This is a genomic window from Micromonospora sp. NPDC092111 (assembly GCF_044755745.1).
In the GTDB taxonomy this organism is placed as follows: Bacteria; Actinomycetota; Actinomycetes; order Mycobacteriales; family Micromonosporaceae; genus Micromonospora.
The window spans coordinates 74,808-95,607 of the sequence record NZ_JBIVRQ010000014.1; the positions used below are offsets into that span (position 1 = coordinate 74,808).

Genomic DNA, 20,800 nt, shown 5'->3' on the forward strand with positions numbered 1-20,800 from the left:
GAGGGACACGTCGGCAAGCAGGTGCGTTTCGTCGGCACGGCCGTTGACGAGGGCGGCCAGGTCGAGGTGGTTCTGAGTGACGGCACGCGGGTGTGGGCATACCGCCACGAGGTCGTTCCCGGGTAGCGGTGCGCCGAAGGCGCTGCTGTCATCCTCGACCGGCTGGCGGCGGACCCCGGCGGAACGCTGATCAAGAGGTACACCACGGCGGGCCGGCGCCGGCTATTCGACTCCAACTCGTACACGCCGTTGATGTCCGCGTTGAGCAGTTCGCCGCCGCACTCGACCCACGACCAGGCCTGATCGATTGTTTCGGGGGCGCGCCGTCCTCGTCGATCGACCCTAGGAGGGAGCGCCCGTGCACCGGTCCTCTGGCGCACGGCATGTCGGTCTTCGCCTACATGCTCTGATCATCGGCCGAGACAGCGCAGCGGCCGGCGCTTTCGCTGATCCGGGCGAGCTTGCCCCAGACGCGCCCCTTGCTCGTGAAGTGGGCCAGGAAGCTCTTCTTGAAGGGTGGGGCGGATGCCTCGCTCGCTGTTCGGGTGTCGTTGCGTTGCCTGTGGCCCCGTTTCATCCTATGGGCAGTTTCACCCTTGCCCGGGTCGGGGGCTTGCGAGGCCGGGGCGATCACGACGCCCGAGTTGGCTTGATTCGAGACAGTGGTCGGCCTGCGGTTGGCAGGCGGCATTGTGGTGTTGTGCGCGGTGGGTTCTTTGTCATGCGTCGGTCGCTCCTGGGGCGGTGCCTTCACCTTCCGCGCCGTGTGGATCACGGCAGTGGAGGCGGTTATTCGAGATTTCGGTTCGCAACTTGCAAATGGAACTTTCATGTCGTGGGTTGCGCTGTCGGGCAGCGGGCGAGATTCGGGGGCTGCAGGATGAATCGTAGAAGACGACAGTCTTTCACCTGGCTGGTCGGGGCCACTTCGCGTCACCCGGGATCCTTGGTTTAGTCGGCGTCGAACCCGCACTTAACAGGACTGAGCGGGCATGTCTTGCAAGTGGGGCATCGAGATACCACTATAGAGAGGAGTGTGACTGGTTGTAGGTGTGTGCTGTCGGAGTGTGCGATGACGCCTGGTAGAAATGCCACGCCTGATCACATTCCGCGCGTAGCGCATCTAACGCGCGATTCACCTGATAGGTCCACAAGAGTTTCACCCGGAAGTCATGGAACATGACCGTTTTGGAGGCTTGAACGTGGCGACTTCTGATTGGCGAAAGAGCACGAGAAGTGGGGCGGGCGACAACAACTGCGTCGAGGTGGCGTGCGGCGACGACGGAATTCTTGTGCGGGATTCAAAGGATCGGTCCGGTCCGGTTCTTGCCGTCGGGCGAGAATCGTGGGAGTCACTGGTGTGTGGATTGAAGAGCGGTGGAATCGGCCGCATGATGTAGCTGAGATGGAGGTGTGTCGTGCGAGCCCGCCCGCCGCGGCGTAGAGGGGTATGCGCGCTTCGGTGAAGGGCGTTAGTCCACGGGCGGGCACGCGTCGAAATGCAAAGAGTGGCAAGAGATGTGGGCCGGTCGTACCTACATCTCGGCGCACACCCTTTCGATGAGTTGCGCGGTCTCGGTCTCGCTCAACGCGAAGTCCTCCAGTTCCAAGAATTGGTTCTTGTAAAGAGAGACCTCGTCCACGTCGTCGCGCGTCGCGAGGCTGTGGGGGCCGTTCTCTAGGAAGAGCAGGTCGTCATCGCCCGGCTCAGGGAACTCCAGGATGACGAACGGCCCTTTGAGTCCCATGTGGACGCCGTGCCCGAACCGCATCACCCGCAGGTGGACGTTCTCCCTGGCTCCGATGTCGTTGAGGTGTTTCAGCTGGCGGCGCATGACCTTCGAGTCGGTGGCGCTGGTTCCTACCGCGCGTCGGATCACCGCCTCGTCGAGGATGAAGAACAGGTCGGGCGGGTCGGCGCGGTCGAGGATCTCCTGTCGCTTCATCCGCACCTCAACCTGACGTTCGGTGAGTTGGGTGGAGGTGTTGGGCGTGCTGAAGGCATGGATGACGGCCCGCGCGTACTCCTCGGTCTGCAGTAGCCCCGGCAGGATGAGTGATTCGGATTGCCGGAGGGTGGACGCCGATCCCTCGAATCCCAGGTAGATGAGGAAGTCCTGGTTCAGCACGTCCCGGTAGGTGCTCCAGTGTTGCTTCCTGCTCTGCTTGGCCATCTCGGTGAAGGTTGCCACGCGCTCGGGATCGGTCACCCCGTACAACTCCAGCAGCGCCCTCAGGTCGGTGCCCGAGATGCCCACCTGCCCGGTCTCGATCCGGAGGATCTTCGAGGGCGCCCACCCAAGTTCCCCGGCGGCCCCCTTCTGGGTCAGCTTCCTTACGTCCCGTGCCCGTCTGAGCTCCACCCGCAATCGTCGACGCTGGACGGTCGGATCGACGTCATGCACCATATGACCGCTTTCCTCCTACAGTAACTCAGGAACCAGTGTCACGGCGAGACTAGACGACTACCGAAAGTGACCACTCGACTGTCGGGTAGTCACCATTGGGTGTCGCTAATTTGGTAGTACCTGATTCCGTGTACGATCTCACGCTAGCCCGTGTTTCATAAGGCTCGGAGCCACTGGTTGATGATGGCGATGGTGACGGTGGCTTCGAAGCGGACGGCGAGCTTGTCGTAGCGGGTGGCCATGGCACGGTGCTGCTTGAGCTGGCTGATGCCGCACTCCACGGCATGCCGTAACCGGTAGAGGGCGGGGTCGAAGGCGGGCGGCCGTCCGCCTTTGGATCCCTTGGCCTTACGGTGGGCGTCCTGGTCGGCCTTGCTCGGGATGCAGACCCGGATCTTTCGGCGGCGGGCATACCCGCGGTTGCCGCGGCTGGTGTACGCCTTGTCGGCCAGCACCAGGTCGGGACGAGTACGCGGCCGGCCTCCGCCGACCCGGTACACCCTGATCCGCTCCAGCACGGTGATGAACTGCGGACTGTCTCCGCGCTGCCCGCCGGTGATCACCACGGCGAGGGTCTTGCGGCCCTGCTCGCAGGCCAGGTGCGTCTTGGTGGTGAATCCGCCCCGGGAGCGACCCAGCCCATGATCGGCAGGCTCGGTGGCGACGCCGCCCGGCGGTTCCTTCTGCAGGTGGCCGTCCCGGCGGGCGCCCGCAGCGTGCTGGTGGGCGCGGCTGATCGTGGAGTCGACACTCACCGTCCAGTCGATCTTCCCGGCGGCGTCCGCCCCGGCCTGCAGCCCTGCCAGGACCTTCGCCCACGTGCCGTCACGCTGCCAGCGCCGGAACCAGCGGTACAAGGTCTGCCAAGGCCCATACACCTCGGGCACATCCCGCCACGGCGTCCCGGTCCGGACCCGCCACCGGATCCCGTCGATGATCTGCCGTTTCGTCCAACGCGGCGGACGCCCCCGACCCGGCTCCACAGGCAGAACAGGCCGCAGCCCCGCCCACTGAGCATCGGTGAGATCGTGCCGCCTCGCTGCCGCTACCCTGGGCACGAGGTCTCCGGTCGGTCTTCGGTTTGCTTGGTCGCTAACCGATCTACCGGAGACCTCCTCTCTTATCGATCACCGCCACACCCGGATCTCCTCACCACCCAGCAGGCCCTTACGAAACACGGGCTAGTTGAAGCGCCGCACAGGCCGCCAGCCGTAATATCCATCAAACTCGATTGACCTGGGAGAAGGCCGCCGCCGCCATGGCCCACAAGAGGCAAAGACGCCCCCGTGCGACGTCCCGTCGACTTTCCTGAACCGGAGTTCAAGCGGTGCCCAATACCCCCCAGGCGGGTGGCAACCCGTCGCCCGATCGACCGCGCGTGCCACCTCAGAAGCAGGGCACCCCGCGCGACCGTGAACCCGGCCCCAGGCACGACGGGCTATCGGCGGACAGCCGAGTTCAAGCGCGCAAGTCGAAACAGTCCAACACTCCCTCGCCCCAGCCTGGACGGTCTTTCAACGACCGGCGGCAGGCGTCGGTGCCCATCGCCTACATCGCTCCTGTCGAACAGCAGGCGGTCGCTAACCACACGGGCCACTCGGAACAGGGCCGCCGGCGGCCGGACGGTAACCCGCCGTTGGCCGGACCCAGCCTTCCCGCGCAGCGCCCGGCGTTGCTGGCGACCCTTCTCGACTTCCACGAACGGCGAGCGAATACGACCGGCAGCGTCGACGAGGAAATCCGACTGCTCCGGGCCCACGTGTGGGCCTTGCTGGCGCTTGTCTCACCGTTGCTAATCCTGGCCCTCGCCTTCGTCTTCGTCTTCGCCTTCAAAGCGTCCGGCCTTGAAGCGACCTTCGCGCGTCCCCTGGTCGCGCTTGCTGCAACCTCGGTCATCGGCACGACCGCGTACTTGCTAAGGGCCTGGATTGCGGGCCGGAGGTCAAGGCGGTAGGTGCACCGCTTTCGTCGGCCTCGCCGCCGTTGACCGGTTCACCTCACGCGTCGTCGCCGCGACTGCCGCTCAGGGCCGCGAGTGAGCGAGCCACCAGCGGCTGGCTCCACCAGCCTCCGGCAGCGGCTCCAACCGCCGTCCCCACGAAGACGACGATCCCCTTCGTGGAAGCGGTCCGGCCGTCCAGCAACAGCCATACCGCCGCCATCATGACAATCGCCGAGACCAGAGCGGAGACGAACCCCACCACGATGGCGGCAATGAGCGTCCGCCACCGGTGCCCCGCAGAAGCGGACCTAGACACGACCGACTGATGCACGTTCGGTGAGCCGGCATCGCTGGCGACGGCACCAACACGCATCGCCGCAAGGCCGCGCCGGACCAGCCCGCTCAGGGAACCCGCTTTCGCTGCCGTCACCCCATCACCCCTCCCTGAGACTCCAACACGCGACTCACACAAACACAATGGAATGCGCCCAGCGATGTCACGCTGGGTACCGCACGGCAACCGTTCAGGGAGCGCCCCGTCCCCCTGACGACCCACCCCACCAGCTAGACCAGGGCCAGTCAACCAGCAGCGCCGCTACGCATTGCATTCACTCGGATTCTTTGCGTGAATTCTTCGATTTCACGAATAGTCAAAAGATCAACCAGCGACATGACCCGAAACAGCCCCAGAGCGGGCCACCCACACCCCGGCTGGATTCAGCCGCCGACCGACCTTGGCCATACCCGGTGCCAGCGCAGACATAGACGATCACGGTCCGGCGCATGGGGTCGGGCTCGCAGTGCTACGGCTTGCCTGCACGGCAGATCTTGGTGGTGCCGGACCGCCTCGCGACCTTGGGCAAGATGTTGATCGTGGTTGCAGCCCGCCCGCACGGCGAACACCTCGCATACCGGGAGCCTGCGAACTCTGACTGCGAAGACAGGGACCGTGTAGGTCGCTGGGATCGCGAACGGCTCACCGGGATGTGCTCTCGCGGCAGGACTGTGATGGGCCACGACCCGCGACCACGGGTCGGGCAAGCTTCTGATCAAGCCACCGAGACCGGAGGTTTCGCATCGTCCTGGCCGCCGCGTCCAGCTGGGCCCGGCGACCACGGGTGCCGGTCTGCGTGGGTCTTCGAGACGTGGCCGGCGTCTGGCGCATCTCGGCTTGTTTACGTTGGGCAGGGCGGCCACGGGGGGAGCCGCCCTGCCCAACGATGCTGTCACGGTAGGGCTGGTCATCATTGCAGGACAACCCCCTGGGTAGCCCCGACGCCGGCACCTGTGCGATTCGGATCAACCCCATCGGGTTCCCCCGAGGTGGCCGTCCAGCGCCGTCACCACGTAAACGGCCTGTCGGCGCTCGTCGTGCAGGCGAGCGCCTGGTGGACCGGATGGTTTGGGTGCGGCGACCGAGGTCCAAGCAAGAAGCCAGTCCGGTATCGCGGAATGCGTCGGGAGCGGTGTCGGTCGCCGCATCGCCTGAAGCCGGCGGGTGGTGTGGCGTCTGGTGCGGTCACTCCGGGGGCAGGATCTTCAGGTCGGCGTTCATGCGGGTGGCGACGTCGGCGTCGAGTTGCGGGCCGTGGGCGAAGGTCCAGCCACCGTCGAGGACGCCGACGGCCTCCCACTTGTCGCGGCGCCCTGTGGTTAGCCGGTCGTGGTTGAGGCTGACGCATCGCACCGCTTAAGCGAGTGACGCGATGAGCCGGCCGGTGTCCTCCATGCTGACCACCGCGGGGGAAGCGTCGGCTACTTCGCGTTTCTGTGCGTCGTCCGCCTGCTTGAGGTGGTTCACGAGGTCGGCGAGGTCGACGTTCGGAAGGTGGGACCGTACGTAGGTCTCTTCGCGGATGCCGAGAGTGGCGGCGGTGCTGGTGAGAAGGTCGGCGAAGATGTCCTGCGCGGTGACCGTCGGGATGTCCAGGCCGCGACGGCGGCCTTCCTCGCGCAGTCGCTCGACCGCTTCCTGGAACTTGGTCATCCGACGCAGGGGTGCCCGTCGATCACCAGTCCTCCTTGGCCATGAAGTCGTAACCGCCGTGCTCGACCGTGTTCCACATCGCCCGGAGGGTCTCGTCGGTCGCCGGGTCTGCGACGTCACGGGCGGCTGTTGCCCGGTCCCGGTCACTTTGCGACTGCCGCCGGCGCCGCTCCTGCTCCGGAAGGTCCGCCCGCCGCTCCGTTCGAGAGCGGTCGGTGTCGCTCTGGGACTGCCTGCGGGGTCGCTCGGCCTCCAGCGGCGGTGGCGGTGTGACCGGGTCGCGGTCCCTCGCACGGTCCGCGGTGCTTTGTGCGATTCGGCGATCGCGCACTGCCGGTGGGAGCTTGGCCCACCGAGGACGTACCTCACCCATCATCCCATCGTGACCGGCCGACGACAGCAAGTCCAGCGTCGCCGGGTGCGTCTCGTGAGTTGACGCCCCCGACCAACTCAAAGACCATCAGCGGACACTCATCGATACTCTCACCAATGCCTGCCCACAGATGACCGCACTGGCCGGCCTCATCAGCGCGTTCGCCGCGCTACTCACCCCCGCAGGCGGCAACAGCGACCAACTCACCACATGGATCGCCGAGGTCAAGACCACAGATCTGCCCTACCTATACGCCACCTGCGGCTGCCTCGACGCCGTCAACGCCGCCCTGACCCACCCCTCCCACAATGGCGGCACCGAAGGCGTCGGCACCGCCGCATACCTGGCCACCACTGCGCCCATCAAGCGAACGTGTGTGCGATCCGCGTGTGGAGGAGGTGGCCCGGAGGCTCTGGAACGGCATCTGGGGCCGCCTCGACCGCCGCGATGTGTGGCTGGTCCGACCGACCCGCTGGATGGGATCACCAGCGTCGGGGACACCGAAACGGGGAACGTCCTGCGGTGGGAATTCGACACGGAGCAGGAAGCAATCGACATGGTCGGCCGCCTCCTACATGCCCACACTGCCGGGCGGTGGCGTGAACACAAAGCCGGAGCACCACCCCAGTCCGCCGACGAGACAGCCAGCCCTCTGGTCGGGCCGGACCCGAGAGTGCGACGTCAATCGATGACGGGATAGGCTGCCACGCTCACGAATCCTGACACTGCGGCGGCAGGGCCTGATGAATGTCCCCGCCCACGCATCGTCACCGGCCATAGTGTCTTGCCGGTGGGATTAGCGGCCGGCCGTTGCGTGGTACTGCTCGACGATGTCCACAGGAATCCGGCCCCGGTCGGAGATTCCCTTGCCGGCCTTCTTCGCCCAGGCCCGAATCGCCTTGTTCTGCTCCCGGTCCACGGCGGCGCCGGCCGCAACGTGGCCTCGTCCGCCGCCAACGCCTCCCACGCCACGGACAGCCCGCCCGACGTCCACCACACCATCACGTCCGACCTTGGTGCCGCGGACGGTATACGACGCGTATGTATCCCGCAATTTCACCGCGTTGGCGGCTGACAGGTCAATCTCGTACTGCACGCCGTCGAGGCCGAACCTGACAGTCTCGTCAGCGTCTCCACCGTCCAGGTCGTCGATCAGCTTCTGGATGATCTGCTTGGCCACGCGATTGTCCCCTTCAATCAAACTCCGCTTGTCGACTGCACAGTATCCCGCGCGCTGCACGCCGTGGAAGTGGGATGCCGTAAAGCTGCTGCGAGCACCGCGCGAGATTAAGCAGGCTCGTGAATATCGTGGCGCGCAATCATCATCGGCGATGGCTCGATCGTCTTCGCCTGCGGGTGCGGGGAAATCTCTGGTCGTTGCTCATCGCGGTGGCCGCGCGTGCGTCTTGTGGTTCGCACGTGCGATCCCGGAGGTATGGCACCTCGGGGCTGTCACATGGCTTGCGCGTCAAGGCGGCGCCGGTACCACGACGCGGCGAGGTAGGCCGCCAGCGCGCCGAGCACCGCTGAGCCGATCCCGCTGGCCAGCCGGACATGCCCGGCCACCGGCCCAGGATGCGACCAACGCGAGCATGGCCAGCACAGCGCACACGATCGCGGTCCTCAGTGCCCGATCCCAAGGTGGCGGCGACGGCCACGGCGGCCGGCGCTGAACCAGCAGAACCTGCGTGTCATACGAGTCTTCGCTGACCTGGTATCCGGCCTGTTCTAGCAGCCGGGCGTAGCGCTGGAGGGTGTCGGGAACGGTCGTGCCGCAGTACGCCACGGTGAACGGCTCCACGCTGTCCTGGCTGGCGTTGGCCCCTTCCACAGCTAACCCGTGGAGGTGGCGCTCGCCGAAGTCGCGGAACCCGCCACGGCGCAGCACCTGACGGATCGCTTCGGCGTCCCGATCTCGTGGCGACCACAACGGCCGTCCCGCCTTGCCGTACCCATACCGCGGCTCATCCACATTCGTCACCATACCGGCGCATTCTGCAATGCCGGCAGGAAGCAAGGTGTCCTTACCCCTTGCCGGTAAGGTTCACGCGCGTCCGGGCCCGGATACGCCTACGCGATGAATGTCGATGAGCGGCTCGACGAAGCCGATGCGGCGTTGCACGGCCCGGTGAACCGGGAGCCACCCCCACCAGCCGGCGTCGACATCGACCGTGCCCGCCCGGGAGTCGACCATTACGCGCCCAAGTCTGCCGCGACCACCGCTACGGCTCCCACCCACGCCGCCGGAAGGTCGCCACGCCGTCACCGGGGGCTGCGCTGTGGGAGACGACCCGGCGTCGCTAGTCTGACGAGCGCCTGAGCCCTTCGGCGCGGGACGCCGTCATGTCGTTACCCGTACCCGCCGCATTCGTTGGACGGGAAATACCTGGATTCGATCAGGGGGTGAGGTGCGGTGAGCGCGGACCAGGGCCACGGCGGCCAAGCCGACAACGACGAGTCTCGCAACGTCCCCCGCTCGTGGTCGACTCCCAGGCAATGGGGCAACCCGCACCCCGGCCGGAGCACGCCTGCCCAGAATCGGATACGCGGCAACCACGGTCGACACCGCCGCGATCAGACCCGGTAACACCCCTCAGCACTTGCGCACTTCCAGATGTGCTGTTCCCGGCGACTGCTTGATGCATCCCGTCCTACACGGCGGACACCACTCCACGACGGAGATCCCCCGGGTCCACGCCGAACGACTTGCGGCCTGAGCGCGTCGTCCGGGCATCGTCCGCAGCCGAACCACGTCTCCGCAAGCCACCAGCAGGGTGGCGGCTGCCAATACGACACAGCTCGCGAGGAGTGCCAGTCGCAGAGCGCGCGGGGCCCGCCGCCGCACGGCCGCAGCAAAGAAGGCAAGCGATGCGACGGCTCCGCCAGGTGCGCCGACGGTCAGGGTGGCGAGGATGATCCCGCCGGCGGCTACCACGGGGAGTAGTCGTCCGCAGTCGGCTGCACGCCGGCTCGTTGTCGTCGACCTGGACCAGTTCGTAGCCGTCGTGCACGAGCACGCCGTTGAGGAATCCGATCAGCCGCTCCACCTCGGCCGGGTCGGTGCGCACGGCGGGGTACAGCAAATCCGCGAGGAACCGCAGCAGTCTGTCGTCACGGTCGGCCAGGCCGAACCGTGGGTCATCGAAGATCCACTCGTCGGGCCAGTCGTCGTTCATGACGCGGCGTGCTGGTGGGCACGCACGATGCTGGCGTCGACCTGGGCGTTCCAGTCGATACCGTCATCGAGTCTCGGCCAGAACGATGCCGTGGGCCTTCAACCGGCCACCCGCACTGCACGGCAAGCAGCGCCGCAGATATTGCGGGTGCTGCGACGGGTGCCGTAGTGCCTCCCGGGCCCCGGCTTCACGTCAGTGGTTGATGAGGGCTACCGACAGGAAGGCTCCGGCCAGGAGATAAGGCCCGAAGGCGAGGTCGGGCTGCCGCCGCAGCGCGAGCCGAATGACAGCTTCGGGTGCGGCCAGCAGATAGGGCAGCAGGCACCCGTAGAGCACCGCCGGCCAATCGAGAGCGCCCAGCGCTCCGCCGAGCAATGTCGTCAGCCGGACATCACCGAGACCAACCGCACTGCCGCCCAGTACAGCGATGAGCAGGTAGAAGCCTCCCAGCGCGCCGGCTGCCAGCCCCGCCCTGATCAACGTCTGTCCCTGATCGGTGGCGAACGCGTGCCCGACGAGGGTCATTCCAAGCCCGAGTGCGGCCACGCCGATAACAGGTGTTGGCAGCCTGCGCGTCCTGACGTCGACCATGGACAGCAGCATGCCCGCGTACAGCACCACGAGCCACCCGGCGACTAACAGCGACCCACCGGGCCGGTCACCCACCAGACGCGCGACACCGACCGACACGACGGCGCCCCCGCCGCAGGCCAGCGGCGACCACTGCCACCACCGACGCCCGCACATCCCGCCGGCGAGGGCAGGCGTTCGGCCGGAACGGGGCTGAGGGCGCAGCGTGGACACGGTCCGGGCGCTGGCGTATGGCATTGCCACTCCGGCCAGCGCTCCACACAGCGCACTGCACCACATCAGCGAGGTCATCGCCGGACCTGCGGGCCGGGCCGTCGCGCGAGGTTGCCTGCCACGGCGAACGCTCGCGACGGCGAGATTCGTTCGGCCTGCCCTGGCCGTCGTCGCGCAGTAGCAAAGCAGCGGCCGTCGGAGGCGTTGCGCAGCGGCGTCGGGTGTGACATCGCGGCTCGGTTCGATCCCACCATGACGTCAACCCTAGTTTGCTTTTGCCAAACCAGGGTTGACGGTTGCTGAGACTTTGTGCTTAGCTCGCCGTGACGCCTTTCAACTGTGGTTGATGATCTGTCATCCACAGTTCGGTAGCGGGAAGTTCGTGGGTTGCCGCCGATCCTGAGGCGGATCGGCACGCCGCCTCGCTCGACGATGGGCGGGCCGCGCGGGATCGGGTCAGCTAGCCCGAGGTGAGCCGTTCGCCGGTGACGCGACATTGACCACGGCGGGACCTCCGTCTCGCCGTCACGAGGGAGACAGGATCACGCATGACGACACGCACCATCGGTAAGCACCGCCGCGTCGGCCGACCTACCCACCGGCTGCGCCTCACCACGATCCCTCTCGGCCTATGCCTCACGATGCTGATCGGCGCCTGCGGCGGCAGCGGGGCCGACGAGAAGTCGTCGCCGGCAACGCCCGCGATGCCGACGCAATCGGACGAGACCTCGACCGCTGGCCGCGAGGAAGCGGCGGTGACCGCATACCGGGGAATGTGGCAGGCGTATGCGAAGGCCGGACTCACCGCGAATCCGCAGGAGCCCGATTTGGCACGCTTTGCCACCGGCGCGGCATTGTCGCTGTTGACGACGGGCCTTGCGAAGCTGCGTGAGGACGGCGAGGTCATCAAGGGCCAGCCCCGGTCGTCGCCGCGGGTCGTCGCCCCCAAGCCCTCGCCGGCCCCAGAGGCGATCTCCGTGCTGGACTGCCTGAACACCACCGACTTCCTCACGTACAAGGCGTCGTCCGGGGCACTGGCCGACGACACCCCCGGAGGCAACCGCGCCGTGCGGGCGACGGTCATCCGCGTCGGCGACGTCTGGAAGGTCTCCACCTTCGCCGCTCAGGCGGTGGGCACATGCTGAGGCACACGCTGCGCGGTCTCTTGGTGCTGCTCATCGTCACCGCCGCCGCGGCGACGGCGAGCGTCGCCCGAGCCGATGATGGGATCGGCCACGTCGACTGCTCCCAGAAGCCGTCGACGCCGAGCTGTGACCTCACCGTTGCGGTTCCGGGCAATGTGGGAGGCGCGTCTGGTGGGTCCGGCGAGGTCAGTTCGGGTGGCGCGGACGGCGACAACAGTTGTTACTGGGCTCCTGTGGAGGGCGACCGGCCGCCGCCTGCGGGTAAAGGTCCGCAGGGTGGCTGGTACGCGCGGACCTGTACCAGCGACGGTATCGGCTCGCAGGGCACGCCGCAGTGGCTGGATCAGCCGCCTGGGGTGGACGTGGGCGCGTTGGCGCTGACCGCGCGGTCGCGGTTGCGGCTGCCTGCGCCGGGGATCCGCACGAACCCTGCGGGGACACCGTTTGTGTTGGTGCGGGTGCCGGTGTGGTTGTGGGTGGATCCGGTGACGTGGGGCGCCCGGTCGGCGTCGGCGTCGGTGCCGGGTGTGGTGGTCACCGCCACGGCGACGCCGGTCAGTGCGCGGTGGTCGTTCTCCGATGGCACCTCGGATGTGACGTGCGCGGGCCCCGGCAGGCCGTGGACGCCCGGCACCGATCCGCAGGCGGTATCGAAGTGTGGGCACACCTATACCCGGTCGTCTGTTGCCGCGCCCGGCGCGGTGTTCGCGTTGCGGGCGACCGTGACGTGGTCGGTGGCCTGGTCGGGGCCGGGTGGTGGGGGCACGTTGGCGCCGTTGACGACGACGGCGACCACGGCGGTTCGGGTCGCGCAGTCACAGGCGATTGTCGGGGTGCCAGATGAGCGTCACGGCCGCCCGCCCGCAGCCGGCGACCACCGCGCCAGCGGCGGTGGCACCGTCGCGGGCGGGGCGGCGCAGCGGGCGGCGGGTGGCCGCCGGGCTGCTCCTGGTTGTCGCGACGGCGCTGACGTTCTGGCAGGTTGATCTTCGCCGGCACGCCGGGGAGCAGTTCCTGGCTGTGGCGCGGCCGGTGCCCGCCGGCGTGGTCATTGCCGACACGGATGTGCGGGTGGTGCGGGTGGCGAACCCGTCGGGCCTGGACCTGCTCGCCGCGGATCGACGCGACGAGGTCGTGGGGCGCGCGGCGGCGGTGCCCTTGACTGCCGGGGGCTTGCTGGTGTCGGCGCAGGTGGGACCGCCGGCGTGGCCTCCGGCGGGGCAGGCGGTGATCGCGGTTGCGGTCAAAGCCGGCCGTGCCCCCGCTGGGCTCTCCGCCGGCGCGCGGGTGGTGGTTCTCGTCGCGCCGACCTCTGACAACAGCCAGGCCGCCGCAAGCCCACCCGCGGACCAGACGGCGGACACACGCCGGGCGGAGGCCAGCGTGGTCGCGACGAGCGATGCGGAGCAGGGCGGGCAGGTCGTGACGTTGCTGCTGACCGAGCTGCAGGCGCAGGCGGTCGCCTCAACGCCGGGAGACGTGGCGCTGGTGCAGGTCGGGCCACGCCAGTAGAAGGGGGTTCACGACATGTTGGTGATGCTCACGTCGGTGTCCGGCGCTCCAGGCGTATCGACCGCTGCGCTGGGCGTGGCCGCGCTCTGGCCGCGCAGGCCGGGCCTGGTGGTGGAAGCCGACCCATGCGGCGGGGTGTTAGGGGCACGCTTCGGAGTGCCGCAGGAGCCTGGCCTGGCGACGTTTGCGGCGGCGGCGCGCCACGGCCTGCCGTCGGGTGGGCCGGCACGGTTCGTGCAGCCGTTGCCGCTGGGCGTGCACGCGGTCGTGGGGCCCGGCGCGGCCGAGACCTGCGCGCAGGCGGTGTCCGTGCTGGCCGCACGACCGGAGGTGGTGCCCGGGCTGGCGCCGGTGGTGATCCTCGACGCCGGTCGCCTCTACCCCGGTAGCCCCGCTCATGGCTTGGCACGCCGGGTGGACGCGCTGGTGGTCGTGACAGCCGGGGACACCGAGCACCTCGACCACGTCGACACTCGGCTGGCGGCCCTGCGCGCGGCCATCAGCACCCCGTACCTCGGGGTGGTGGTGTCGGGGCGGTGCGACTACGAGTCGCGGGAGGTCAGTGGTCGGCTCGGCGTGCCGGTGTGGGCGCACCTACCCGTGGACCGGTGGGGTGCGGCCGTGTTGACCGGCCGGCTGGCCGGACCGGCGTGGACACGCACCCGTCTGGCGCGGGCGCTGCGCGGCCTCGCCGCCGTTCTCGCGCCGCTTTCTCCGCCGCCGACCACGTCCCGCGCTGCGTTGGGGGTCGTCCGGTGAGCGCGCCTGTGGCCGTGGTGGCGCCGGAACTGGTGGCGCTGCTGCGTGCCCGTGTCAGTGATCGCCTCGCCGCGCACGGCGCGCAGCTTCCCGACACGCAACGGCGTCCGGTCATCGCCGAGTACATCGCCGAGGAGTTGCTCACCTACGCCGGGGAGATCATCACCGCAGGTCGCATCCCGTTGTCGCCGCAGACCGAGGCGGCGCTGGCGCGGGCGTTGCGCGACAGCTTCCTCGGCCTGGGCGCACTGCAGCCGCTGCTCGACGACCCGCAGGTGGAGGACGTCTTCGTCAACGGCTGCGACAACGTGTGGGTCCGCACCACCGACGGGCGCAGCCGGCGGGTCCCGCCGGTCGCGACCACCGACGAGGAACTGGTTGACCTGGTGCGCACGGCTGCGGCGCGCAGCGGCCAAGAGGAACGGCGCTTCGACCGCGGGTCTCCGGGCCTGTCGCTGCGCCTGCCGGATGGGCAGCGACTGTTCGCGGTGATGGCCGTGTCCAAGCGGCCCAGTGTGTCGATCCGCCGTAACGTACTGCACCACGTCACCCTCGATGATCTCGTCAACCGTGGTGAGCTGACGCCCGGGTTGCGGGAGCTGACCGCGGCGATGGTGCGGGCCCGCAAGAACATGGTGATCTGCGGCGGAACCGGGGCCGGGAAGACCACCCTGCTCCGCGCCGCCGCCGCCGCGATCAGCCCGTCCGAGCGGATCGTCACGGTCGAGGACGCCTTCGAACTCGGCCTGGACGAGAACGTCGACGCGCATCCGAACACCACGGCGCTGCAACAGCGCGAGCCTAACCTTGAGGGCGTCGGCGGCATCGACATGGCCACGATGGTCACGTGGGGGCTGCGGATGCGCCCGGACCGGGTAATCGTCGGGGAATCCCGCGGCGCCGAAGCCGTGCCGATGCTCCTGGCGATGTCGCAGGGCAACGACGGTTCCATGTGCACCGTGCACGCCTCCTCCAGCAAACAGGCCCTGACCCGGTTGGCGATGTACGTGATGCAAGCCCCCGAGAAGTTGACGTTCGACGCGGCGAACGTGCTCATCGGTCAGGCCGTCGACTTCGTGCTGCACCTCGACGTCGCCACCGACGGCACCCGCGTCCTGTCCTCGGTCCGGCAGGTCCTGGAAACCGACGGCACGCAGGTGCCCTCCAACGAGATATACCGCCCCGGCCCCGACCGCCGCGCGGTGCCGGCTGCGCCGCTGCGCGCCGACACCCTCGACGACCTCATCGCCGCCGGCCTCCAACCTGACCTCCTCGACCGGGACCGGTGGTGACGTGAATCTGCTGCCGATCCTGCTCGGCCTGGCCTGCGCAGCCGGCCTCACCCTGATCGCCGACGGGCTACGCCGACGCCCACCCGACAGCCTTGGCCGCCGACGGACAAGGCGGCGGACGAGCGTCGACCGCAACCGGATGCTGGCCGCCGTCGCGGCGGGCGTCGCCGCCGGGGCGGTGACCCGCTGGCCCGTGGCAGTCCTGCTGGCCGCCGCCGCTGTATGGGCGCTGCCCCGCATCCTCGGCCCTGACCGCGAGCACACCCGGGCCGTGGCCCGTATCGAGGCGATCGCCACCTGGGCCGAGCTGCTGCGTGACACCCTGTCATCGGCCGCCGGGCTGGAGCAGGCGATCACCGCCACCGCCCCGGTCACCCCGCACCCGCTCCGCGCCCAAGTGCAGGCCTTGGCCACTGCGGTGCGCGGCGGCGCCCGCCTGCCGGACGCGCTGCGGGTGTTCGCCGTCGACCTTGCCGATCCGACCGTCGACCTAGTGGTGCGGGCGTTAACACAGGCCGCCGGCTATCACGGCGGGCAGCTGTCGCAGTGCCTGACCAGCCTCGCCGTCACCGCGCGGGAGTTGGCCGCGATCAGGATGCGGGTGGCGACGAAGCGGGCCGCGACGCGCACCGCCGCTCGAGTGATCACCGGCACCGCCGTGGCGATGGTCGCTGGGCTGATCCTGCTCAATCGCGGGTTCCTCGCCCCCTACCAAAGTCTCACCGGGCAGATGGTGCTCCTCGTCGTGGGCGCGGTGTTCGCCGCGGGATTCTGGTGGCTGGTCCGCGCCTCTCGCCTGCCCGAACCACCCCGAGTCCTCGCCAACCAGGGCGGGCTCGCAATAGGTGAAGGGCGGGCGTCATGATCGTGCTCGCGTGCGGACTCCTCGCCGGGCTTGGCCTGCTCCTGGCCCTCTCCGGTCTCGTTCCGGCGCGGCCTGGTCTCGGCCAGGCCCTCGACGCGCTGCGCCGTGCGCCCGCAGTGCCCGAGCAGCCGACGGCGACGCGGGTCCGGCTGATGGCCGCGCCGATGCGCGCGCTGGGCTTGCCCCGACGACGGATGCTCGCTGACCTGGCCGTGCTCGAGCGGCCGGTCGCGCTGCACCTGGCCGACCAGATGCTCGCCGTGCTCGCGGGGCTGATCCTGCCGCCGGCCGCGATGACAGCCCTCGCCGCCGGCGGGGTTGCCTTCGCCACTGGCATGCCCGTCTGGACGTCCGTAGCCGGCGCCGCCAGCGGGTGGTGGTTGGCCGAGTCCACCGTGCGCGCCGAGGCCGGGCGGCGCCGCGACGAGCTGCGCTACACCCTGTCCGCCGTCCTCGACCTCGTCGTGATCTCCCTCGCCGGCGGCGCCGGTCTCGAACAAGCCCTCGACGACGCCTGCACCGACAGCCACGGCTGGGCAGCCCAGCGGCTGCGCCGCGCGGTGGACACCGCCCGGCTGCTGCGGATGCCGCCCTGGCAGGCCCTCGACCAGTTCGGCGAGGACACCGGCGTGGTCGAGCTGCAGGAGTTGGCCGCGACGATGAGCCTCGCCGGCACCGAGGGGGCCCGTATCCGTGACTCCCTGACCATCCGCGCCGCCACCCTGCGCGCCCACCAGGCCGCCGCCCTGGAAGCCCGCGCGCACGCCGCCACTGAACGCATGTCCATGCCGGTCATGCTGCTCGCCGCCGCTTACCTGCTGTTCCTGCTCTATCCCGCCGTCAGCACCGTCGACACGTTCTAAGGAGGCGGCCATGTGGCTGAGCCGACTGCTCGCCCTGCTGGCCCTGTTACACCTGACCGTGACCGACCGGATCCGCCGGCTGCGCGACTCCGGTGACCGTGGCAGCGAGACCACCGAGAAAGTCATGTGGATCGCCCTGCTGGTCACCCTCGTCCTGGCCGTCTACGGCATCTTCCGCTCCAAGATCCTCTCCAAGATCGACGGCATCAGCCTATGAACCTTCACCTCGGAAGGCGCAGCGGTAGGCGACGTCGGCAGAGCACGGACCGCGGGTCGGTAACCACCGAGGTGGTGCTGTACGCGCCGCTGCTGTTCCTGCTCGTTCTGCTGGGCGTGCAACTGGCGCTGTGGGCCCTCGCGCAGCTTGGCGTGCAACACGCCGCCAACCATGCCCTGCAGACCACCCGCGTCGATGGTGGCACCGCCGCCGCCGGACACGACGATGCCACGGCCGTGCTCGACCAGGTCGCCGACCGCGTCGTCACCGACGCGCGGGTGTCGGTCGACCGCACGACCGACACCGCCACCGTCGCCGTGTCCGGCCGCGCCACCGCCGTGCTGCCGTGGCTGCGCCTACCGGTCAGCACCCAGGTCAACGCCCCCGTCGAGCGATTCCGACCCGACACCGACTAGCCCACATCCTTCGCGCCCGACAAGGAGCTGCCCGGCCATGCGTCAACCACCTTCCAGCAGCAGAGCCCGCGCGAGAGCGCGGCGCAGTGTCGGCCGGACCGCCGGCCGTGGCTCGGTAAGCGTGGAGATGACCCTCGGCTACATCCCGCTGATGGTGCTGGCCGTGCTCGCCATCGTGGCCTGTCTGCGCCTGGCCTCGGCCGCGATCGACGTCCACTCCGCCTCCGCCGCGGCAGCCCGACAAGCGTCCCTGGCCGACACGTCCACCGAAGCCCGGCACGCCGGCGCCGAAGCGGCCTCGGCCGCGCTCACCGGCCGTGGGATCACCTGCCAGCCCTCCACCGTCACCATCGATCCCGGCGCGTTCACCCCCGGTGGCCAGGTCAGCGCCACCGTGACCTGCGGCATCCGGCTGGAAGACCTCTCCGGGCTGGGACTGCCCGGCGCGGTGACCATCTCCGCGACCTCCCACCAGCCCCTCGACCTGTACGGGACAAGAGCTCTCGGGTTCGGGATTACTGAAGCACGTTCCGCGGTGAACCCGAGTGGTGGTGGGCTGTGATGAGCGTAGTGGCCGCCCCGGGTTCGAGAACTCGGATTGGGTTGTCGCAGGCTGTATGTCGACGCGTCGATGACGCGCGGCGGGGGTTACGTGTCTTTGTAGCCGTCGGCAAAGCGCCAAGCCGGGTGCTCTGCATGGAGCAGATCGAGGTGTTGGTTCCACTCGGCGGGTTCGAGGCGGCGTGGTGGTGTCGGTGTGCTTACGCCTGCTGCGATTGTGAAGCCCCAGGTGAACCCGGCGAGCGCGTGGACTCCCGGGAGGTCTTCGTCGGCAATGTGGCAGAGAAAACTGTGGGCGAGCCAGTCGAGGTCGGCTCGACTGTTGCGGGACGGGGCGTCAAACAGGGTTGGCTTGATACCGAAGAAGCAGAACGGGTGTGGGAGGTCTCCGAGGATCTCCAGGGGATCCATCTCGAACTGTTGGCCACCGCTGCTGTTGTCGGTGGAGCGGACGAGTTGAATCCAGCCGAGGAGGCCGGTGTAGCCCTTGCCTGGATAGCTGACGGTGGCTTCACAGTTGGCGAGCCCGGCTGCGCCTGGCCCCGCGCCGAGTTCTTCGGGATGTCGGGTCGTGCTGATGTTGACGTCGATTCTCCCGGACATGCCTTGCAGCGAGAACGGCAAATGCATCGCGGGACTCTACCAAGGTTTCGGGGCGAGCTTCGCCCGAGTGGCGCCACGGGAGGTGCCGACGTGACCGCGTGTCAGGGGGTCTCGAAAGCTTCGTGCTCTGACGAGACAGGGCGGGGTGCGTCGTGATGGCCGCCGCAGGTTCACGAGCGCGGGGTGCTCTCTGGCTCAACGATATCGAGTCTGGTCAGGGCGGTGTGGTCGACGGTGGCGGTGTAGCGGGTGCTGGCCTGGACGCTGAGCCCGAAGAGGTCAACGAGGCGGCGTACGTCGCCGTCAGTGGCGTGGGCCTCATTGAGGATGCGGTCTTCGCGGATCGTGCTCCCGGTCAGGCCTTCGCCGATGGTGAGTCGTATCCAGCGGGGACCGACGGTCGTGTTGGGGCGGCACGCGGTGCGGTAGTGCAGGAAGAAGTGGTTGTTGAGGGTGTTGGGCCAGCGCATGTCGCGGTAGTTGAGCCAGCGGTGGAGGCGGGTCAGTACGGGCTCGGCGAGGACGATGACGCGGCCATCAACGTGCAGGCGTCCGTCGCGCAGGTCGGTGATCTTCAGTCGGCGGATGTGTCCGGGACGCAGTCCGTGGAAGGCGATCAGGGCGACGACGGCGGCTTGGGCGACGTCGCGGGAGTTGAGTGCCTGCCGGATGGCGTCGAGGTCGGCCGGGATGGGTTGGCGGGGTTCGTGTTCGCCGGTCTTGACCCGGCGGGTCGGGTCGGTGAACAGGATCTTGTGCTCCTTGAGCACTCGGAATATCGACTTGAGTCCTTGCCCAGTGGTGGATCGCGGATTCCCGGCGGCGGGCAGGGCGTCGAGGACGTCGTCTTTGGTGACTTCCCGCAGGGTCGTGCGTCCGGTAGCGGCCCAGGTGTGCAGGGCAGGGAGCGCCCATCGGGTGTGCAGGCGGATGGTGGTCTAGGAGCGTGGCCGCCGGCGCGGGCTGGTGGGGCGGCCGTGCCGCATGACGTCGTACCAGGTCAGCAATTCGGTGGTCATCGGTTGGGGCAGGCCATCGATCTGGGTGTGGAACCAGGTGTCGATCGCTGGTGGCCGGTTGTCGATGAGCAGGCCGGCGGCGGCGAGAACTTCCAGGACCGTCCAGGTACGCAGACCGGCGGCGCGCAGTTGGAGAACCTCGGTGGCCTTGATGGGCGCGCCGGGGGTGTCTTGCAGGCCGAGCAGGATGCGGACGCCCCAGCGGGCCTCGTCGGTGTGTTTCTTGCTCCACCGGCGGGTGGCCGCGTAGGTGCGGGTGCGCCGGTCAAGTTCGTCCGCCAGGTCCGGGTCGGGCGGAGCCGGCATCGCGGCGCGGCCGTACGCGCTCAGGTCACGCTGCATGGGAAACAGCAGCAGTTGTTGGTGCTGGACTGGGGGCCGCAGCGGTTGGCCGGACTCGACCGTTGGCGGCTTGGGCCGGAAGCGGCTGCCATCGGAGAACATGTTGGCCAGGAACAGTTGCTGCCCGTGGCGGTTGGCAGCGATGACGTCGAGCTTGTTCCGGCCGGTGCGGACCAGGGTGGCCTGCTTGCGGCAGAGCCGGCAGACGCCCTCGGCGCCGAGGGCGACCGGGCGGTCACAGGTGGGGCAGTCGCCCACCACGGGGTGCTTGGCGCGCCAGGTGTTGCAGCCGTGGCAGAGCCAGTTGTGCAGCCGGCTCACGCCCCACGCGTAGCAGTCCCGGCAGGACTCGACCGGCGGGGTGGCGTAGGGATGGCAACGGGTGCACAGCCCGGCTGCGAAGTAGCCACGGCGGGAGCCGCAGCGCAGGCATGGTGGCGGGATGGCCGGGCCGCCTGGCCAGCAGGTGAAGCAGAAGTCGACTTTTGGCATGGCCACTGGAGTGGTGCGGCAGGT

General features: G+C 68.7%; 24 protein-coding genes. 12 read left to right on the forward strand and 12 right to left on the reverse strand.

The window, feature by feature from the left end:
• Positions 1–397 precede the first annotated feature (397 nt).
• Positions 398–937 (reverse strand): hypothetical protein, encoded by a 540-nt coding sequence (locus ACIQG9_RS23825; RefSeq protein WP_400406237.1) that lies wholly within the window; start codon positions 935–937, stop codon positions 398–400.
• Positions 938–1,172: 235 nt separating this feature from the next.
• Here ACIQG9_RS23825 and ACIQG9_RS23830 point away from each other — a divergent pair, with 235 nt between their 5' ends.
• On the forward strand, positions 1,173–1,400 hold the full coding sequence (locus ACIQG9_RS23830; protein WP_400406240.1) for a DUF397 domain-containing protein: 228 nt from the start codon (positions 1,173–1,175) through the stop codon (positions 1,398–1,400).
• 135 nt (positions 1,401–1,535) lie between these two features.
• On the opposite strand, the gene ACIQG9_RS23835 is transcribed toward ACIQG9_RS23830, so the two are convergent.
• Together ACIQG9_RS23835 and ACIQG9_RS23840 are read right to left on the reverse strand one after the other, a co-directional pair.
• On the reverse strand, positions 1,536–2,363 hold the full coding sequence (locus ACIQG9_RS23835) for a helix-turn-helix domain-containing protein (protein WP_400406243.1): 828 nt from the start codon (positions 2,361–2,363) through the stop codon (positions 1,536–1,538).
• Between the two features lie 200 nt (positions 2,364–2,563).
• Positions 2,564–3,466 carry an IS5 family transposase gene (locus ACIQG9_RS23840; protein WP_400406246.1) on the reverse strand — a complete coding sequence of 301 codons (903 nt, stop codon included), beginning with the start codon at positions 3,464–3,466 and terminating at the stop codon, positions 2,564–2,566.
• 479 nt (positions 3,467–3,945) lie between these two features.
• Between ACIQG9_RS23840 and ACIQG9_RS23845 the strand changes: the two genes are divergently transcribed.
• Positions 3,946–4,362, forward strand: a complete 417-nt coding sequence (locus ACIQG9_RS23845; protein WP_400406249.1) for a hypothetical protein — start codon at positions 3,946–3,948, stop codon at positions 4,360–4,362.
• 43 nt (positions 4,363–4,405) lie between these two features.
• On the opposite strand, the gene ACIQG9_RS23850 is transcribed toward ACIQG9_RS23845, so the two are convergent.
• The 6 genes from ACIQG9_RS23850 to ACIQG9_RS23875 all read right to left on the reverse strand — a co-directional run bounded on the left by ACIQG9_RS23850 (position 4,406) and on the right by ACIQG9_RS23875 (position 10,768).
• Positions 4,406–4,780, reverse strand: coding sequence for a hypothetical protein (locus ACIQG9_RS23850; RefSeq protein ID WP_400406252.1), 375 nt, complete (start codon positions 4,778–4,780; stop codon positions 4,406–4,408).
• A 1,089-nt stretch (positions 4,781–5,869) separates the two neighbouring features.
• Positions 5,870–6,037, reverse strand: a complete 168-nt coding sequence (locus ACIQG9_RS23855; protein ID WP_400406255.1) for a hypothetical protein — start codon at positions 6,035–6,037, stop codon at positions 5,870–5,872.
• Positions 6,038–6,040: 3 nt separating this feature from the next.
• Positions 6,041–6,337, reverse strand: a complete 297-nt coding sequence (locus ACIQG9_RS23860) for a hypothetical protein (RefSeq protein WP_400406256.1) — start codon at positions 6,335–6,337, stop codon at positions 6,041–6,043.
• 1,169 nt (positions 6,338–7,506) lie between these two features.
• A complete protein-coding gene (locus ACIQG9_RS23865) occupies positions 7,507–7,890 on the reverse strand; it encodes an Lsr2 family protein (protein ID WP_400406259.1) in 384 nt (127 codons plus the stop codon).
• 1,471 nt (positions 7,891–9,361) lie between these two features.
• Complete coding sequence (locus ACIQG9_RS23870) at positions 9,362–9,886, reverse strand: hypothetical protein (protein ID WP_400406262.1); 525 nt, start codon at positions 9,884–9,886, stop codon at positions 9,362–9,364.
• A gap of 192 nt (positions 9,887–10,078) precedes the next feature.
• The gene (locus tag ACIQG9_RS23875; protein WP_400406264.1) at positions 10,079–10,768 is read right to left on the reverse strand and encodes a peptidase A24; all 690 of its coding nucleotides are present in this window, start codon (positions 10,766–10,768) and stop codon (positions 10,079–10,081) included.
• A gap of 470 nt (positions 10,769–11,238) precedes the next feature.
• Between ACIQG9_RS23875 and ACIQG9_RS23880 the strand changes: the two genes are divergently transcribed.
• The 10 genes from ACIQG9_RS23880 to ACIQG9_RS23925 all read left to right on the forward strand — a co-directional run bounded on the left by ACIQG9_RS23880 (position 11,239) and on the right by ACIQG9_RS23925 (position 18,321).
• A complete protein-coding gene (locus tag ACIQG9_RS23880; protein WP_400406267.1) occupies positions 11,239–11,835 on the forward strand; it encodes a hypothetical protein in 597 nt (198 codons plus the stop codon).
• Complete coding sequence (locus ACIQG9_RS23885) at positions 11,829–12,821, forward strand: hypothetical protein (protein ID WP_400406270.1); 993 nt, start codon at positions 11,829–11,831, stop codon at positions 12,819–12,821. Before ACIQG9_RS23880 ends, ACIQG9_RS23885 begins: the two co-directional genes overlap by 7 nt.
• Complete coding sequence (locus tag ACIQG9_RS23890; protein WP_400406272.1) at positions 12,766–13,347, forward strand: hypothetical protein; 582 nt, start codon at positions 12,766–12,768, stop codon at positions 13,345–13,347. Before ACIQG9_RS23885 ends, ACIQG9_RS23890 begins: the two co-directional genes overlap by 56 nt.
• 15 nt (positions 13,348–13,362) lie before the next feature.
• Complete coding sequence (locus ACIQG9_RS23895) at positions 13,363–14,106, forward strand: hypothetical protein (protein ID WP_400406273.1); 744 nt, start codon at positions 13,363–13,365, stop codon at positions 14,104–14,106.
• Positions 14,103–15,398, forward strand: coding sequence for a CpaF family protein (locus tag ACIQG9_RS23900; RefSeq protein ID WP_400406463.1), 1,296 nt, complete (start codon positions 14,103–14,105; stop codon positions 15,396–15,398). Before ACIQG9_RS23895 ends, ACIQG9_RS23900 begins: the two co-directional genes overlap by 4 nt.
• Positions 15,399–15,405: 7 nt before the next feature.
• Complete coding sequence (locus tag ACIQG9_RS23905) at positions 15,406–16,263, forward strand: type II secretion system F family protein (RefSeq protein WP_400406466.1); 858 nt, start codon at positions 15,406–15,408, stop codon at positions 16,261–16,263.
• Entirely contained in the window at positions 16,260–17,126 is an 867-nt protein-coding gene (locus tag ACIQG9_RS23910) for a type II secretion system F family protein (RefSeq protein ID WP_400406276.1), read from the forward strand. The genes ACIQG9_RS23905 and ACIQG9_RS23910 overlap by 4 nt, the downstream gene beginning before the upstream one ends.
• A gap of 10 nt (positions 17,127–17,136) precedes the next feature.
• Positions 17,137–17,343, forward strand: a complete 207-nt coding sequence (locus tag ACIQG9_RS23915; RefSeq protein ID WP_400406279.1) for a hypothetical protein — start codon at positions 17,137–17,139, stop codon at positions 17,341–17,343.
• Positions 17,340–17,759 carry a TadE/TadG family type IV pilus assembly protein gene (locus tag ACIQG9_RS23920; protein ID WP_400406281.1) on the forward strand — a complete coding sequence of 140 codons (420 nt, stop codon included), beginning with the start codon at positions 17,340–17,342 and terminating at the stop codon, positions 17,757–17,759. Before ACIQG9_RS23915 ends, ACIQG9_RS23920 begins: the two co-directional genes overlap by 4 nt.
• Before the next feature lie 127 nt (positions 17,760–17,886).
• Entirely contained in the window at positions 17,887–18,321 is a 435-nt protein-coding gene (locus tag ACIQG9_RS23925) for a TadE family protein (RefSeq protein ID WP_400406469.1), read from the forward strand.
• Between the two features lie 86 nt (positions 18,322–18,407).
• Here ACIQG9_RS23925 and ACIQG9_RS23930 read toward each other — a convergent pair whose 3' ends face one another.
• From ACIQG9_RS23930 to ACIQG9_RS23940, 3 genes are all read right to left on the reverse strand, one after another.
• Positions 18,408–18,950, reverse strand: a complete 543-nt coding sequence (locus ACIQG9_RS23930; protein WP_400406284.1) for a hypothetical protein — start codon at positions 18,948–18,950, stop codon at positions 18,408–18,410.
• 143 nt (positions 18,951–19,093) lie between these two features.
• Positions 19,094–19,693 carry a hypothetical protein gene (locus ACIQG9_RS23935; protein ID WP_400406287.1) on the reverse strand — a complete coding sequence of 200 codons (600 nt, stop codon included), beginning with the start codon at positions 19,691–19,693 and terminating at the stop codon, positions 19,094–19,096.
• 168 nt (positions 19,694–19,861) lie between these two features.
• Positions 19,862–20,776 carry a hypothetical protein gene (locus ACIQG9_RS23940; protein ID WP_400406290.1) on the reverse strand — a complete coding sequence of 305 codons (915 nt, stop codon included), beginning with the start codon at positions 20,774–20,776 and terminating at the stop codon, positions 19,862–19,864.
• Positions 20,777–20,800 lie beyond the last annotated feature (24 nt).